We start from the raw sequence: 16,632 nt of genomic DNA on the forward strand, positions 1-16,632 counted from the left end.
ATGAGCATAACACTCTGCTTTTATAAAGAAATTTCTGAGGCACACGTACAGAGGATAGCAGTTGGAAAGTCACACAAACACGCCACTTACAGGGGTTGTCATAGAGAAAAGTGAGGATGGCAACACGCTTTGTAAGATAGAAAATTTTAGCGAATCTCTCCAAGAGAAGATTCGCCAAAATCTGACAGCCATCGCACACGGAAAATCGACATCAGAAGAACCCATTCCGCAATATGCTTATAAGCCGACTCTAAAAAACTTTATGGATCGCTATACGTCCAAAGATGAAAATACAAAAAAAGGGTTGATAGGCGAACTTCTCGCACATGTCCTAATTCCAGATATCTTTCAAAATTTGACCAGCCTTTCTGTTTACTTCAACAAGGAAGAGCGCTCAATAAAGAAAGGATTTGACATCATCTATTGCGATCTCTCTGAAAAATCAGTGTGGTATTCAGAAGTAAAATCCGGACATAAAAATGCAAATGACGATTCGAACGAAGCCAACACTGTCCTTCTTGAAAGAGCCAATACAGATTTAAGAGATAAATTTCTAGAAGGGCGAGGAAGTCTCTGGGATTCCGCTTTAATTGATGTGACGTTAGTTCTTGGGTCAGCACAATCCATAACAGTAAAACAACTCCTTTCTCTTGACTCTCCGCTTAACGATGCCGGCGCCACAAGTAAGGATAAAAATGCCATCCTAATTTCTGTTTTGTATGAGACTCCTACTAGTCCCGTTTCTCTGAAATCACTGCAAGGATTCTTTAGTAAAATTAAAGACAGTGCCCACTTTAAAGAAATTATCGTCTTTTCCATTCAAAAGGAAACGCACCAAAAGGTAGCTAACTTTCTAGAAAAAGAGGCAGAAAATGCTTAAACCGATTACGTTAAGCGGGTTCAGAATTAAAAAAAATTATGAAGACAGTGCATTTCAGCACCTTTATGAGAAATTATTCTGCGGAAATAGCGCCTCCCTGTCAGAGAGTGAAAAACTGCAACTACTTAAATGGGCCGTATTTTTCTTTAACAGAGGCGACGATGGCGTTAAACGTCTTGGATATAGAATAATTGTTAGATACGCAAATGAATTTAAAGATTATAAGCCTTTATATGACATCGCCATAAACGCTGGTTTTATCCCAGTAGCCAAATTTATCGAGCGCGAATATCTAAACGATAACGATATAGATAGAAGCTTTTTGAGGAATTTCCTATCTGCCTACAAAACATTCTTTAAAGATGGCAATAAATATCTATCGGTTGAACAAAAAAGGCTTCTTGATTTTAGCAAGTCCATCATAGCTGATTCACTTGTAGTAGCACCGACCTCGTACGGGAAATCAGAAATGATGATTTCCAAAGTGGAAGATAATCTCGATAAAAAAATTTGCATTATCGTCCCAAGCAAAGCCTTATTAGCTCAAACAAAGCGGCGCCTCCTAGAAAGCCAACCCATTACAACAACAGCAAAAAGGATCCTTACTCATCCAGAAATGTTCCAGCATGGGGAAAAGGCAGATAAATTTTTTATATCGACCCTAACACAAGAGAGACTATTCCGGCTGATCCAAAAAGACCCACAATTCTCACTCGATGTTTTACTAATAGATGAAGCACATAATCTTCTATCAGGAGACGAAAGAGGCGCACTTTTATTACAGGTGCTATTAGTTTTGAAACACAGAAACCCAAACATGGAACTTAAGTTCTATACCCCCTTTATCGCCAGTGCAAAAAGCCTTGAATCGCCATATTCAAAATACGAACTGAAGTCTGCACACGCAAAAGAGTTTATAAAGATAGAAAAATATTTCGTATACGATGCAAAAGGCACAAAAGATCTTTCTTTCTACGATCAATTCATGGACAGAAACACTATCATAGAAGAAAACGTTCCGCTTACGGAATTTGAATTTATCAAGGCACACAAAGCAGAAAAAAACATTATATACCTCAACAAACCGCGCGATGTAGAATCTGCGGCCGTTAAGCTTTGTAACACTTCTCCTGATATTGAGATGTCCGGAGACGAATCTGGAATCTTTAATGATTCATACAAAGCAATCGCAGAGTTTTTACACCCTGACTACAAACTACTGGGATGCTTAAAAAAAGGAATCATTTACCATCATGGAAGAATGCCTGAAATTATCAGGCTATATATTGAGTCCCTATTCTCTGAGAATGCAAAATTCTCGTTCGTCGTAACATCATCCACCCTTCTGGAGGGCGTGAATATTCCGGCAGAAAAAATGTTTTTATTATCAACAAAGCGCGGCAGAAGCATGCTGTCACGAGCGTCTTTTAAAAATCTTACGGGCCGTGTTTGCCGATTCAGTGAAATTTTTTCTGAGAAAACGGGAAACTTGCGTATGCTAGAGCCGGAAATATATCTGATTCATGGTGAATATGCTACCAAAAAACCACCCCATGATTTTTTGAGTGATCAGGCAAAAATAAAATCAGAAGACCGTGACGAGGTAGAAAATCTTCTATTAAAAAAATCACCTGAAAATGAAGATGAACTAGAAAAAATTAGAGCCGCCTTAGAGTACATAGAAAATATCCAAGAAGGAGCTATAGATAAAGCACTCCAAGAAAACGGCTTTGACAAAATCAGATATGTGACTTCAGATATCGCCAAAACGTGCTTTAAAAACAATATTCACGATTTCGATATTCACCTAAATGAAGCAACACTTCTGCTGAATCATCAGTCATTTATCAACAAAGAGGCGGTAGGTGATGTTAATACGTTACTAGAAACGATTTATAGAATATTCATCAAGGACGTCCAATTAAAAGAAGAGAATGGTGAATTTGCGCGTTTAGAACATGGCGCTGCAAGAAAATTTTACGCCATGCTTCTTGATTGGAAAATGAACGGAACATCATACAACCAGATGATCCATTCTTTTCTTCACTATTGGAAAGAGTTGGAAGAAAAAGCACGCCCACATGAACAAATACCCGTATACGTGGGTAGTTCTTGGGGAGAAATAACGCGATTTGAAAACGAACATCTTCCCCGATACATTGATTTAAGAAAAAAAGACAATAAACAGCGTGTCAATATAGCCATTGTAAAGATTAAAGAAGAGCAGGATTTTATTGATTATAATTTGATGAAATACATTGATGCTTTAAACGATCTAGATTTAATCGAGGGGCCATTTTATGACCGAATAAAATATGGAAGCTCAGATCAAAAAGTAATCTGTCTTTTAAAAAATGGGATTTCAATGGAATTATCTAAGTGCCTATTAAGTGGGGCATATAATGATTTCTTGACGTTTAATTTGGCCAATGACGAAGTGTATATCCAAAAAGCCGCAATAAACGCTATGGCGAAAAATAACGAAAATAAAATCTTGATATTTGAGCTTCAATTTCATGCGGTATAAGTAGAGAAAACATATAATCACATGCGAAATCATTACATAGATATTAAATCATCTGATTTATGCCGGGAAAATTGACATGAATAAATACAAAATCGCAGAAGAAATAATTAGATTAAGCACTTCCAAAAACTGGGATTTAGCTAAGTTAGAATGGCATTTGGAGGATGTATATTTTGAGGATGAGCCAGAAACTTGTTTATGTGGACACACGCCCATTATTGAGGTCTGCATTCTTAAAAACAAAAACAATGGCAATACAGCCAGAGTGGGAAATATTTGTGTCAAAAAATTTATGGGCTTGGATTCTGATAAGATTTTTCAATCTGTCAAACGCATTAAGAAAGATGTAACGAAGTCACTTAGCGCAGAAGCCCTTCAATATGCATTTCAAAAAAATTGGATTTTTCTGAAGGATCGAGATTTTTATATCAGCATTATGAAGAAAAGGCTGCTGACCGAAAAACAGCTTAAATGGAAAAAGGACATTAACTTAAGAGTGCTGTCTAGATTATCTAAGCAGTGAAACATAAGCGATATTTCCATATCGGATGTGATAACATGTGGTATGAAAATCCTTCACCAAAATCCGCAATCAAGATTGTAATTTGCCTATAAAAACTCTCATTTTACGGGAGTTTTTATAGGCAAAATATCTCTAATCAATAAACCCGGCGCATATACTATTTTGCAAATTAAACGCAAATTTTCGCAATCCACAGATAAACTCATCCTTGCCACTTAAAGGATCCAAGTGTCGAAATTTACGTTTCATAATTTTGTACTCCCACGCCGATAAGCGATTCGCTACAAAATCGCTCTCAGCCATAACATCGTCAGAAAGACCCACAAGCAAATCTTGCAAGACACTATCATCAATATCCATTCCATGAATTTTTCTTAGACGGAGAAATCTTTCCATCTCTATTAATAAGTCAACGCATCTACTGCCCGTATAACCCATCTCTTGTCGAATCTCATCCAGTATATAGATAAGATTCAAGCATTTTCTGCGAACGCTTTTCTCATAGATCACATCATACGCCGGAGAATCGGCTTCAAGCTTCCTATAGTCTATGCGCTTTTTATCACCCATATCAAAAAGGATACTCTCAACGAAATCAGAGAGTGAATTGCGTTCGGTATCAAGATCCACTGCACACATACTAAACCCCCAGTAATTTAGCGTAAGCCTTTATATTGTCCTCAATATCCACTAGAAACGCCGCAACATAGGCACCGTTCATTACGCGATGATCAAACGTAACGGACAACGATGCCTTCCTGCCCCATCCATTCTTTGTAAATATATCGAAGGGTGATCCAATAAAAATTGTTGCCACGGATGGATGCACTACTACGGGCGTAGCTCGATGCGCGCCTAGCGATGACATGTCGCTAATGGATACAGAGTGATAACCCTTTTCACGTCTTACCAAAGAAGAACGAAAAGTATTTACGAAGGAGATAACGTCAGAGCACTGATATACTGATACCACGTGATTGAGAAGATCATCATTATTATCCGCAACGGCAATGCCGAGAATGGTCTTTTCCGAAAAAATAATCGTATCGTCAAAATCAATTTTAATTTTGAACTTATCAAACCTTTCGATTGATTTTGATATTGCCCAACAGATGATCTCCATAGAGCGAGGAACAACATTTTTTTCATTTTTTCGAAAATGTTTCTTTATGAGATCAATGAAATCCCAAGAAATATCTCGCTCAACCGTTGCAGGAACAACAATCGCGGCTGATTTCTTCATTGATCCGACGAGGGCCTGCTGACACGCGGACAGCGTTTCTTCCCTTTTGCTATTACCGCTTTCTATATTAATATTTTTTGACGGAACACTATCCTTTTTTCTTTTTTGATTAGAGGCTAAAAACGTTGTTTCGCCCTCACCTTTTAGATTTTTTCGTATAATCAAGAGATTTGATCCCACGGGGAGAATGTCCCCTGGCTTACAGGTTATATTGCAAACACACCCATCTGTCGGAGATGGAATTTCGACAACAGCTTTATCGGTTTCAACTTCAATAACCCCCTCATCTTCGCGAACGAACTCGCCGTTTGAGCGCAATATACTTTTTACCGTTACATAGCGAACACCCTCACCAAGATTAGGAACTGTGATTTCCAAGGCACCATCCATATCACAAAACTCCCATAACTTTTTTAATCGCCATGACTACATCATCAGCATCCGGTAAAACTGATAGCTCTTGTATACGATTAAATGGAATCAATACATCATCGCGTGAGACAAGGACCGGTGCATGGTACATTTCAGAGAAAACGTCAGGATCAGAGAGAATCTCACTAATAACATTCTGCCCAAAACCGCATGTTTTATTATCTTCGTGAACGACAATAAGTCGTCCCGTTTTAGAGACAGAACGCTTCACCGAAGATAAATCACACGGAACGATTGAGCGAATATCAAAAACTTCAACCTGAATCCCCACTTCAGACACGGTTACCGTGGCGTCGGAAACAATATCAACACAATTTCCCCACGTCACAATAGTCACATGTTGGCCATGATTTTTCGAACTGGGACTTTCGATAAGAAGTTGCGCTTCGCGTCGTACCGGAAAATTTTTCTGAAACAAATTTTTAGGCAAAAGGAAGAGAACCGGGTCATCGCCATAGGCGGAAAAATGTAACATTTCAGCGACATCATTCGCATCACTAGGTATATAAACTTTTAAACCTGGGATATGTGCAAACCAAGATTCATTCGTTTGGCTATGCCATGGGCCACCACCTGATATATAACCCCCGCATGGGGCGTATATAATCATGGGACACTTATAATCGCCATTTGTTCTCCACCGTAAGGTAGCTATTTGATTTGCGATTTGGTTAAACGCTGTTCCAACAAAATCAATAAACTGCAGCTCAAAAATTGGGAAATACCCTTTTTGGCACACTCCTGAGGCTATGCCAGCAATCGTTGCCTCGGCCAATGGTGAATTAACCACACGCCCCGCATAACGGGAGGACAGCCCCTTCGTCAAACCAAAAACGCCCCCTTTGGGGTCTTCTACATCTTCTCCAAAGACGAGGACATCATCACGATCCTGCATAATTTTCGTCAGCGTTTCGTTAAACGCTTGAATGATATTCCACTCATTGCCCTCGAATGTATTTTCAAAAGATTTTGGCTGTAAACTCTTTCTTGGAGACCATAAATTATCCTTAATATTCTCAATTTGTGGAGACGGCGCTTGTTCCGCATTGTGGTAGATCATTTTAACTTCATCTTTGACCACAGCATCCAACGCATCGAATTCTTCGCCCGTGATCACTCCGTACTTCAAAAGCGAATCCTTAAGAGCCACAATTGGATCATGCAACACCATATCTTTTAACTCATCCTCAGGCCTATAGCGCGACTGGTCGTCCGATGAGGTATGAGACATCATACGATCCATCTTCACCCAGGCAATCTGTGGCCCCCTGCCAGAGCGGACTTGAGAAAAAATATCTGAAAATTCTTCATATACGGAGCTCACATCCCGTCCATTTACGACACGCGTTCTATCCGCAGGCAAAAGCCCCAGTGCGAGTGGGCTGATATCCTGCGTCGGTGTACTGATCCCGTAGCCATTATCCGAAACAATAAATATTATCGGCAAATTTTCTTGGATAGAAAACGCCAAAGCTTCAAAAAATTCACCTTGGCGTGTGCTTGCATCACCAATGCAACACAGGACAACGTCATTAGATCGTTGCATTTTATTAGCCCATGCATGCCCTGCAGCCGGCAGGCACTGAAGCCCCGTTGGGGTAGCACAAGACATTACATTTAAAGGCTTATAGCTAAAGTGACTCGACATCTGCCGACCGGCGCTGCTGGAAGCTGCTTTAGCGAAGAATCCTAGCGCTATATCTTCTAACGGCACGCCCATACTAAGCAAGAGCGCGCGATCCCGATAATAACAGTAAACACTATCACCGCTTTTAATATGAGGAGCTATTACCACAAGAGACTCATGTCCAGCACTTGGCAAACAAAACTGCCCTCGTCCCTGGCGGAAAAGTATACTCTCTCGCACATCAGACTCACGTGAAAGCATCATGATTTTCAGAAGATCACGCGCAGAGTGTCCATTTTTTTCTGCTTCAAAAACTAAAAACTCATAAAGTGGTTTTTTATTCGTAGCCTGCATTTGCTGCCGCCATCATACTATCAAGAATCTTTTTTCTAAGAACTTCATCATCTATGGACGCATAGCGCACAAGAATGCCATGGATCATATTGGCTTCTTTCTGACGGATGCTTTCAAAACACGAACGCGGCAAATCATCCGAAATAGACATTTTCTGAATCAAAAATTCAGCGTCTTTGACCGCACGTTCAAATATTGAAGCTATTCCATCACACGATATATTTTCAAATTCCCGAACCAACCAACGTGCACAGCACATGGCATTTTCAATATTTTCAGCCAATTCTTTCGGATTATATTTTACTTCCTCTGTCTTCATCAGGCTCTCTTGCGTTCTTGCTTTGCGTTATTTTCTTCAAAAACAGATCCTTGCACGCCAAATTTTTCGCGAACTGACGTTAGTATTTTTTTATTAATATCAATTTTTCCCACGAGGATTCCTTCTCGCTCATTTAACTGATGAATGGGCCCAAGAAATTCAATTGGCCACCCAGACCTGATAAAAACAGCTTTCCAAATTGGCGGAGTCATTACGCCAATCATCCATGAGATATTGTTTTCAAGACCAAATTCCAGAAAAGCCGTTAGCAATTCACCATGAATCTTCCGGCGTATATGAACAGACTGGTTTTTATCAATACAAAAGCGAGAACATTCCCAAATATCTTCAGCATGAGGCAAAGACATACTGGTGACAGCGTTGGGCCATAAATTCTCAATCATATAAGGGCGGGTCGTTGGAAATAAACGCGTGCAACCACGAACAACGCCTGATTCATCTCTACAGGCTAGATAGGTTGTTGCCGGTGTGTCATAAACGTCATATTCCATACCCTTATAAAATGGGACATCATAGGACTGACGCACTTGGAAAGCTTGGTGTCGCAGACGATATATGGAGGGAATAATATCCCCATATTCATGCGCATTCTCGATTGAAACAGCTACAACCATTCTCCCCCCTTGTCAGGGACAGATAAGCAAGATTGGGTAACGCTGTAACTTGGCCGATCGGCCAGGGGAGAGAAGGAAGAATTATATAAAAATGAAAACTCAGTAAGGTTTAATAATGCCCATACGGAGAGCCTTTGCGACGGCCAATGCCCCGTTATTAACGGAAAGCTTCCGGAAACACGCCTCTAGATAGCGCTTAACCGCAGATTCGCTAATAACGAGAATATCAGCAATTTCTCCCCGCGTCTTGCCGCGCGCCATCCAAAACAGCACATCAACCTCACGGGGAGTTAGAGAAACAACTTCGCTCTGAAGATTTGATTTTTTCTGTATGAAATCGCTATAGGCGATAAAAAATTGGTGAGATGCCGCATTGATAATGCTCAGTGCATCAACATCTGTTCGTACCCCAGTTTCGGAGCCAGAAAAGCCCATACCAATCATTTCACCCAGGGGCTGATAAATTGTTAGGGCAACACCGTCATGAAGATTGAACTCCCTAGCCTCTTCCATCACTTTTTTTGAGAATAGAGGCGTTTTTTTTATCTTCCGTAACTTCCTTCCATGTGAACGGTCTGCGCGCCGTCAGAGCCCTCTGATATACGGGATCGTGATCAATATAGTGATTTGCGACATAGTGCTCCATCCACTCCTGCGGATAATTGACCAATATGCCGTGATTGCTTTCTTTGTCTGTCCGGGAGTCATGTGACATTTCGCTCATTACAAAGCGATCAAATCCGAATTGGTGTAAAAATCGCAAAAATTTATTGGTCAGCTCATCAGCAGATGAGCATTTGTTTGACTCATAAATAAACTCCGTCAAATCCATTTAACTGAGACCTGCTGTCTTTAAATGAACCGCGCCGCACAAATAGACAAAGTTTTTATAATGGTAACTCCCCCAAGACATGGAAGTCTAAAGCCCCAACCTGATAAGATTATGATTAATAGATAGCATTTTAATTAAATTTTAGGCTTTATACCTAGAGAACGTGCGTCTGCGCCTGGAGCATCTCTTTTACAAAAGCGAGAATGAATTTTCGTATGCGCAACACGCTGATACGTTGCCAATATTTAATCAACTGCACGGTTTCTTCGTCCGCCTCAACATAGAGGCGAGCCGCCTCATACTTGGATTGCTTTTGATTGGGTAGAAACGCAACAATCTCCACATCAAGGTACGCCGCAATTTGGCTCAGCGCTTTGACTGATATACGTGACGCCCCCGTTTCATATTTTTGAACTTGTTGATACGAAACCCCCAGGGCTTGACCAAGATTTTCCATACTTACCCCCTTCGAACGACGTATGTTACGAATGGATAGGCCTAAAGACACATCATAGGGATCATTGACGGCCACTTTTGGCATATTGCCCAACTCTTTCTTTTCTTAATAAAACTACTCAATAAAAATACAGGCTCACCAGCCCGAAGATTTTATAGCACAACCACCGATATTAAAGAAAATAACCCAAAGGTTACAATGGGGATACATTCACAGCACATTCTTCATATTAATCAACGCCTGCGCCACACCCCACCGCCGCCACTATTTCTCGGCTAACCCGTTGAAATAACGGGAAATCCTTCCCTTTCAAAGCGCTGTTTCTTTCCCCTGTAACACAAGGGCTCCGCCTAAATTCCCTGTTCGTTAAAATTACCATTTGCTGGCGGTAATACGACAAGTACCTAATGAGGAAGAGTGTTTTCGGAGTGAGATTGTTGCCGGGCGAGGGATGCGGGTCAAAAAGGAGAGTATTTCAGGGGTGTTTCCCTGTTAATTGCCTGATAAACAGGGAATGGGGGTAGGAGTCGAACATCTATTGCCATATGCACGCTTATCGTACTGACGGCGAGGCTAAGGTCAGTGACTATCTATGTGGCACCACAGCCAACTACATCACCCTCCGCCATACCCAGAGATAAATACCCCCGTGAGGCCCGCAATCCGCGGGGTTCTTGCTGCGCACTCGTTTGGCCAAACCACTGAGAATTCTGACGTCCACTCCTGAACCCCGATTCTCCATCAGCCCCGCAAATTCCGTTTTACCCAGAGCGCACCGATGATGCTGTTAACAGACGCAATCCGTTCAAGACGACCAGCACGGTTCCGCCCTCATGGCCAATCACGGCCAAGGGAAGCGGTAAATCGAAGAACAATCCACTCGTAACGAGGACAATCATCGCACCTATAGCGAATGCCAGATTCTGTCGGATGATCGAAGCTGTCTTCTTGGCTAGATCATGTGCTGCAGCCAGACGCTCCATATCCTCGGATAAGAGCGCAACGTCTGCCGCCTGAAGAGCGACGTCAGACCCCGCTGCGCCCATGGCTATACCTACATCCGCACGCGCAAGGGCGGCGGCGTCGTTTACGCCATCGCCGACAAAAGCAACTTTTCCTTCGCTTGCAAGCTTGCCCACCATGTGCACTTTATCTTCGGGCAGCATATCGGCATAAATGCTATCCGCCTTCAAACCGAGCTCACCACCTATGCGCAGGGCGACGAGACGACGATCACCGGTCATCATCACAATCCGCTTGATACCCCTTTGCGTTAGCGCTGAAAGCGCCCGGGCCGATGTGGGCCGCAGTTGGTCCGCGATGCTAACCGCACCCAACACCTTGGAACCAAGCCCAAGATAAATTATGGTTTGCGATGTTTCGGAAAGGCTTATTAAATCAGGATAATCGAGCGAAGCACCCATTTGCTCTGCCAGTCGAGGATTACCCGCCCAGAGTTGCCCTTCCGCATGGCGGCCAATAATTCCGGCACTCGGTCGATTAACGACATCATCGACATGAGCAAACGCAATACCGCGCGTCGAAACCTCTCGCCTGATTGCATCCGCACTATGGTGCTCTGATTGCGCTTCAAGACCAGCGAGCAGTGACAGGAAGCGCGTTTGATTTCCATCAAGCGCGACCACTCCGGTCACAGCCGCGCGCCCCGTGGTCAGCGTACCCGTCTTGTCAAAAGCGAATATATCCACCGCAGCCAGTGTTTCGATTGCCGCGCCGCCCTTAAACAAAACCCCGCCGCGCGCCGCCGCCGATAGCGCCGATAAGATTGCTGCCGGGACAGAGATCACTATTGCACAAGGGCTTGCGGCTACCAACAGAGTCGCAGAGCGGTATAAGGCTTCATCCCAATCGCGCCCCAACCAATAGAAAGCCGCGAAAGCAAGAACGGCCCCGGTCAGAACTGCAATCGTGTAACGCTGTCCGAACCACGCGCTGAACTGCTCAGACGGGGCTTTTGCCGCTTGCGCCTGAGTTACCAGCGCGATCATTCTCGCAACTGTGCTTTCAGCAAGAGCCTTAGTAACCTTTACCTCCAGTACGCCGTCAAGGTTGACGGTTGCCTCAAAAACCGGCGCGCCCGGATTCTTGCTAACCGGCATAGACTCGCCTGTGATGCTGGCTTCATCGAGGGCACCATGTCCACTGAGAACCGTCCCATCGGCGGGAACGCGCACTCCTGGGCGAAGAACAACGATATCGCCCACACGGAGCAGAGCAGCGGGAACCTCTTCGAAGGTACCGTCGGGCGCTTTGCGCAAGGCTGTTTCAGGGCGAAGCGCCATCAAGGCCTCGATGGCGCGCCGCGCCCGACCAAATGCCCGCTCTTCAAGCGTCGTCGAAAGACTAAAGAGCGTAAGAAGCACCGCACCTTCGAATGGCGCACCGACGGCCGCTGCTGCGAGAGCCGCCACGACCATCAGAAGATCGATGTCGAGAATGCGCTCTGTCCATAGAGCCGTCAGGGCGCGCAGGGCCGCAGGCAAACCACCAGCAACATAGACCAGTCCAATACCCAAAACCGAGGCAAAACGGGAGACTATCGTTTCAAAAGGAAGGAGGCTGGCAATAGCCAGAACCATGCCCAAAACTGTAAATGCTGTAAGCGCGAGGGAACGTTCAGCTCTTAGGTTGAGCGGTTTTAGAATAATATCTTGCATAGCATCATCTTACTTCTGAATGCCCACTCTAAACAGGATTTTTCGAGTGTCCGCCGAATTAGGCAGCCGTGACCGTTTTGCCGATGCAGATCTTTATTCTGCCCCCACTTGCCCCAGGCCCAAACCAAAAAAACTGCCGCAATCGACAGCGCCGACAGTATGGAAAATATTTTTGCGCGGGCATCACGAGACAAGAGTCAAAGGCTCAAAAGAGCTTATAATCCCCCCGCCCACCTGAGCGAAGTAACGACAAATGTGATCACACAGCCCCTTTCCACATGCATCCACGACATCATCAAAGACCCGGATCCCGGGGTCGTTAATCTGTATCCTTTGCGTTTCATCATCCCAACAGGATATGGTGCCCCAGGACACCCCCAAATTTGCCTTCACTCAACGCCCGCGCAAAGGTTTTTGAACACATGCTTTCCATTGGCAAAACGGCACAGTTAGAGATCATCAAAGAAGTCGATTTCGGACTTTATCTGGATGGTGAGCATTTTGGGGAGATCCTTTTGCCGGCGCGGTATGTGCCGGACAATTGCAAGGTTGGGGATTGGTTGGATGTGTTCCTCTATCTCGATTCCGAAGACACCATTATTGCAACGACGGAACAGCCCTTCGCGGAGATGGGGGAATGCGCTTATCTGGAGGCGGTTGATTCCAATTCTTACGGCACGTTTCTGGATTGGGGATTATCAAAAGATTTGTTCGCACCGTTTAAAGAACAGCGCGCGCCCATGGAAATCGGCAAATCATACGTCGTTTATATTTTTGAAGACAAATCAGGCCGCATCAGCGCGAGCAGCAAGCTGGATAATTTCCTGAACGAATATGCAGATGGGTATTTTATTGACAATCAGGCAGTTGACCTGTTGATCGCCAGCCGCAGCCCATTGGGATACAAAGCCGTTATTGACGGCACGCATCTGGGTTTGATCCATAATAACGATGTCATCACCCCCATACATGTGGGTCAGGAGATCATCGGATATATCAAAGATATTCGCCCCGATGGCGCGATCGACCTGGCGCTACAGCAGCAGGGCGCACAGATGCGCGGGACGTTGACACAACAGATCCTGGCTGACCTTAAAAAAAATGGCGGCGCATCCACGCTGACCGACAAAAGCCCGCCAGAAGAAATTTTTAAGCGCTATCAGGTGAGCAAGGCGAATTATAAAAAGGCGATTGGCCAGCTTTATAAGGATAAAAAAATTATCTTGGGCAAAGACAAGATAACACTGCCTAAATAAGGAGCGTTGGTATGAAAATATGGGTTGATGCAGACGCCTGCCCAAAGGTGATCAAGGAGTTATTGTTCAAAGTTTCGGAGCGAACGGGCGTACCCATTACGCTGGTCGCCAACCAATACCTGTTCATCCCACCCATCCGGAACATCAGCTTTATTCAAGTCGAAGCCGGGTTTGATGTTGCCGACCAGAAAATCGTCGAACTGTGCACAGAGGGCGATATGGTCGTTACAGCCGACATTCCCCTGGCCGCCGCCATCGTTAAAAAAGGAGCCTTTGCCCTCAACCCGCGCGGAGAGCTTTATGATTTAAGCAATATTGGCGAAATTCTGGCGATGCGGGATTTGATGGAAAGCCTGCGCGGCGGATTGATGGAGGACATACGCGGCGGCCCCGCCCCATTCACTCCCAAAGACCGCGAAAAATTCGCCAATCAACTGGATAAATTTATGACGCGGAAGCGCTAGGCGCACCCATAGAATGAAAAAGGCCTGCATTGTTGCAAGCCCTTTTCACATTGCATAGGCATTCAAAAATTAAGGCTGCGGGCCGCATTTGGGGCGCTTTACAGAGGCAGACTTTTCCCAATGCACGGTCGCGGTTTGTGTGTCTTGGGCATTGGTGCCAATGTGGATGATGAAATCGCCCGGTTCCCAGCCGAATTTGTTTTCGGTGATGAAGAATTTCAGGTCTTCGGTCGTGATATCAAAGATCACTTCTTTTTGCTCACCTGGCTGCAATGAAACTTTCTGGAAGCCTTTCAACTCCTTCACCGGACGCGTGCGGGAGCAAACCGGATCAGTGATGTAAAGCTGAACCGTTTCTTCGCCCGCATACGCCCCCGTGTTGGTCAGCGTCACGGATGCTTTTAACTTCTGATGTCCCGTCAGGCTGTCTTTGTTCACCTTGACCGGGCTGTAATTAAAATTCGTGTAGCTGAGGCCAAAGCCGAACGGAAATTCCGGATCGTTGCGGCAATCCAGATAAGCGGAACGGAATTTTTTCCATTCGCCGGCATCATTGCCATCTGCCGTCAACGGGCGACCGGTTGTTTTGTGGGCGTAGTAAATCGGAATTTGCCCCACATTGCGCGGGAATGTCACCGTCAACTTGCCAGACGGGGTACGATCACCGAACAACAGATCAGCAACACCATTACCCATTTCTGTTCCGCCATGCCATGCCATCAGCATCGCATCGGAATGTTCACGTTCCCATCCCAATGTCAGCGGGCGGCTGCCCATGACGACGAGAACCAGCGGCTTGCCCGTCTTTCTGGAGGTTTTGTACAATTCATCAATCAGAACCCGCTGGCTTTGCGGCAAATCGATATTGGTGCGGCTGGACGCCTCGCCCGTATGTTCTTTGGATTCACCCACAACAGCCACGATCACGTCAGCCTGCGACGCGACGGCAACGGCTTCGGCCAGCATGTCAGCCGGGGAACGCGGGTCAATCATCGCATTTTTGACCGGAGCATCCTTTTTCTCGAAGATGTTCAGGCGTTCCACTTCATCCAGATCGTCGGTGATATTCGCACCCTTGGCATACAAAACCTTCGCCTGATCACCGGCGGATTGAACGAGGCCATCCATAATCGATACACAGGCGTCGATATTGGTATTCCCCGCCCACATTCCAGGGATGTTTCGCTTGTCATTCGCCAGAGGGCCAATCAAAGCAATTGTACCCGCACGTTTCAGCGGCAGGGCAGCATTGTCATTTTTCAGCAGAACACAGGACTGCACCACCGCTTCGCGCGCGACAGCGCGGGTTTCCGGGGCCAGATGGATTTTTTCCGGATTGGCCGGGTCCATGCCGTAATACGGGTTATCGAACAGGCCGAGTTTGTATTTCGCCTCAAGAACCTTGCGGCAGGCCCGGTCGATATCGTCGATGGATACACTGCCATCTTCAATCGACTGCTTCAGGGTGGTCAGGTACCCCTCACCCACCATGTCCATATCCAGTCCAGCCTTGACCGCCAGTGCGGATACGGCCTTCAGATCACCAACGCCATGTTTGATCATCTCATTAATGCCGGTGAAATCAGACACGAAGAAACCGTCAAACCCCCAATCTTCGCGGGCGACATCGGTCATCAGCCATTTATCCGCCGATGCGGGCACACCGTTCAGGTCGTTGAAGGCGTTCATAATGCTGCCTGCTCCGGCTTTCACGCCGGCCCGGAATGGCGGCAGGATCGTTTCCTGCAATTTCAACCGGCTCATATCCACCGTGTTATAATCACGCCCTGCCTCAGCCGCACCGTAACCAGCAAAGTGTTTCAGGCAGGCCATAACGGAATCCGGCGCGGACAAATCATCGCCTTGATATCCACGGACCATTGCTTCGGCAATACGCGATCCCAAATATGGGTCTTCACCTGAACCTTCGGCAATGCGCCCCCAACGCGGGTCGCGCGCAATATCCACCATCGGGGAATAAACTTGCTTGATACCATCGGCCACCGCTTCGCGGGCCGCCAGACGCGCCGTTTCCTGAATCAGATCCATATTCCAGCTGGAAGACAGCGCCAACGGCGTCGGAAACGCGGTGACATGGCCGTGAATGACATCCAAAGCAAAAATCAGAGGGATTTGCAGGCGCGATTCTTCAACGGCAATTTTCTGATAACGGCGAACAACATGGGGGCGGCGCGCGTTCAAAATACTACCCACCAAACCCTGACGAATTTTTTCTTCGGTGCCATTATTCTTGGCTTCACCCGTTACAATTTCATCCTCGCCATCACCATGTGACGGTTGCGTCAGGTTCATCTGACCGATTTTTTCCTCAAGCGTCATACGGCTCATCAGATCGGTCACAAATGCATGCATGTCGTTCGTGGAAGACATTTTCGATACCCTGC

Annotated in this window: 15 protein-coding genes; 5 read left to right on the plus strand and 10 right to left on the minus strand. The window is 45.5% G+C overall.

Annotated features, from left to right (window positions below; translation table 11 throughout):
* Nucleotides 1-61: 61 nt before the first annotated feature.
* The 3 genes from MICA_RS09450 (at nt 62) to MICA_RS09460 (ending at nt 3,930) form a co-directional block, all read left to right on the plus strand.
* Nucleotides 62-880, plus strand: a complete 819-nt coding sequence (locus MICA_RS09450) for a Hachiman antiphage defense system protein HamA (protein WP_014103524.1) — start codon at nt 62-64, stop codon at nt 878-880.
* The gene (locus tag MICA_RS09455) at nt 873-3,407 is read left to right on the plus strand and encodes a DEAD/DEAH box helicase (RefSeq protein ID WP_014103525.1); all 2,535 of its coding nucleotides are present in this window, start codon (nt 873-875) and stop codon (nt 3,405-3,407) included. The genes MICA_RS09450 and MICA_RS09455 overlap by 8 nt, the downstream gene beginning before the upstream one ends.
* A gap of 76 nt (nt 3,408-3,483) precedes the next feature.
* Entirely contained in the window at nt 3,484-3,930 is a 447-nt protein-coding gene (locus MICA_RS09460) for a hypothetical protein (RefSeq protein WP_041794017.1), read from the plus strand.
* Between the two features lie 132 nt (nt 3,931-4,062).
* Here MICA_RS09460 and MICA_RS09465 read toward each other — a convergent pair whose 3' ends face one another.
* From MICA_RS09465 to MICA_RS09505, 9 genes are all read right to left on the minus strand, one after another.
* Entirely contained in the window at nt 4,063-4,569 is a 507-nt protein-coding gene (locus MICA_RS09465; protein ID WP_041794020.1) for a hypothetical protein, read from the minus strand.
* A 1-nt stretch (nt 4,570) separates the two neighbouring features.
* Entirely contained in the window at nt 4,571-5,563 is a 993-nt protein-coding gene (locus MICA_RS09470) for a 2-oxo acid dehydrogenase subunit E2 (protein WP_014103527.1), read from the minus strand.
* A 1-nt stretch (nt 5,564) separates the two neighbouring features.
* Nucleotides 5,565-7,586, minus strand: a complete 2,022-nt coding sequence (locus MICA_RS09475) for an alpha-ketoacid dehydrogenase subunit alpha/beta (protein ID WP_014103528.1) — start codon at nt 7,584-7,586, stop codon at nt 5,565-5,567.
* The gene (locus tag MICA_RS09480; protein ID WP_014103529.1) at nt 7,570-7,905 is read right to left on the minus strand and encodes a hypothetical protein; all 336 of its coding nucleotides are present in this window, start codon (nt 7,903-7,905) and stop codon (nt 7,570-7,572) included. Before MICA_RS09480 ends, MICA_RS09475 begins: the two co-directional genes overlap by 17 nt.
* A complete protein-coding gene (locus MICA_RS11915) occupies nt 7,905-8,540 on the minus strand; it encodes an acyl-homoserine-lactone synthase (protein WP_014103530.1) in 636 nt (211 codons plus the stop codon). The genes MICA_RS09480 and MICA_RS11915 overlap by 1 nt, the downstream gene beginning before the upstream one ends.
* Nucleotides 8,541-8,639: 99 nt before the next feature.
* Nucleotides 8,640-9,053 carry a helix-turn-helix transcriptional regulator gene (locus MICA_RS11920; RefSeq protein ID WP_049782138.1) on the minus strand — a complete coding sequence of 138 codons (414 nt, stop codon included), beginning with the start codon at nt 9,051-9,053 and terminating at the stop codon, nt 8,640-8,642.
* The gene (locus tag MICA_RS09495; RefSeq protein WP_041794022.1) at nt 9,040-9,372 is read right to left on the minus strand and encodes an autoinducer binding domain-containing protein; all 333 of its coding nucleotides are present in this window, start codon (nt 9,370-9,372) and stop codon (nt 9,040-9,042) included. The genes MICA_RS11920 and MICA_RS09495 overlap by 14 nt, the downstream gene beginning before the upstream one ends.
* Before the next feature lie 154 nt (nt 9,373-9,526).
* Nucleotides 9,527-9,829 carry a helix-turn-helix domain-containing protein gene (locus tag MICA_RS11925; RefSeq protein WP_014103531.1) on the minus strand — a complete coding sequence of 101 codons (303 nt, stop codon included), beginning with the start codon at nt 9,827-9,829 and terminating at the stop codon, nt 9,527-9,529.
* 761 nt (nt 9,830-10,590) lie between these two features.
* Nucleotides 10,591-12,507 carry a heavy metal translocating P-type ATPase gene (locus MICA_RS09505; protein ID WP_014103532.1) on the minus strand — a complete coding sequence of 639 codons (1,917 nt, stop codon included), beginning with the start codon at nt 12,505-12,507 and terminating at the stop codon, nt 10,591-10,593.
* Nucleotides 12,508-12,929: 422 nt separating this feature from the next.
* Here MICA_RS09505 and MICA_RS09510 point away from each other — a divergent pair, with 422 nt between their 5' ends.
* On the plus strand, nt 12,930-13,763 hold the full coding sequence (locus tag MICA_RS09510; RefSeq protein ID WP_041794024.1) for a CvfB family protein: 834 nt from the start codon (nt 12,930-12,932) through the stop codon (nt 13,761-13,763).
* A gap of 11 nt (nt 13,764-13,774) precedes the next feature.
* Complete coding sequence (locus tag MICA_RS09515) at nt 13,775-14,227, plus strand: YaiI/YqxD family protein (protein ID WP_014103534.1); 453 nt, start codon at nt 13,775-13,777, stop codon at nt 14,225-14,227.
* 69 nt (nt 14,228-14,296) lie between these two features.
* On the opposite strand, the gene bglX is transcribed toward MICA_RS09515, so the two are convergent.
* The gene (bglX, locus tag MICA_RS09520; RefSeq protein WP_014103535.1) at nt 14,297-16,618 is read right to left on the minus strand and encodes a beta-glucosidase BglX; all 2,322 of its coding nucleotides are present in this window, start codon (nt 16,616-16,618) and stop codon (nt 14,297-14,299) included.
* Nucleotides 16,619-16,632 lie beyond the last annotated feature (14 nt).

This window comes from Micavibrio aeruginosavorus ARL-13 (assembly GCF_000226315.1).
Taxonomy (GTDB): domain Bacteria; phylum Pseudomonadota; class Alphaproteobacteria; order Micavibrionales; family Micavibrionaceae; genus Micavibrio; species Micavibrio aeruginosavorus_B.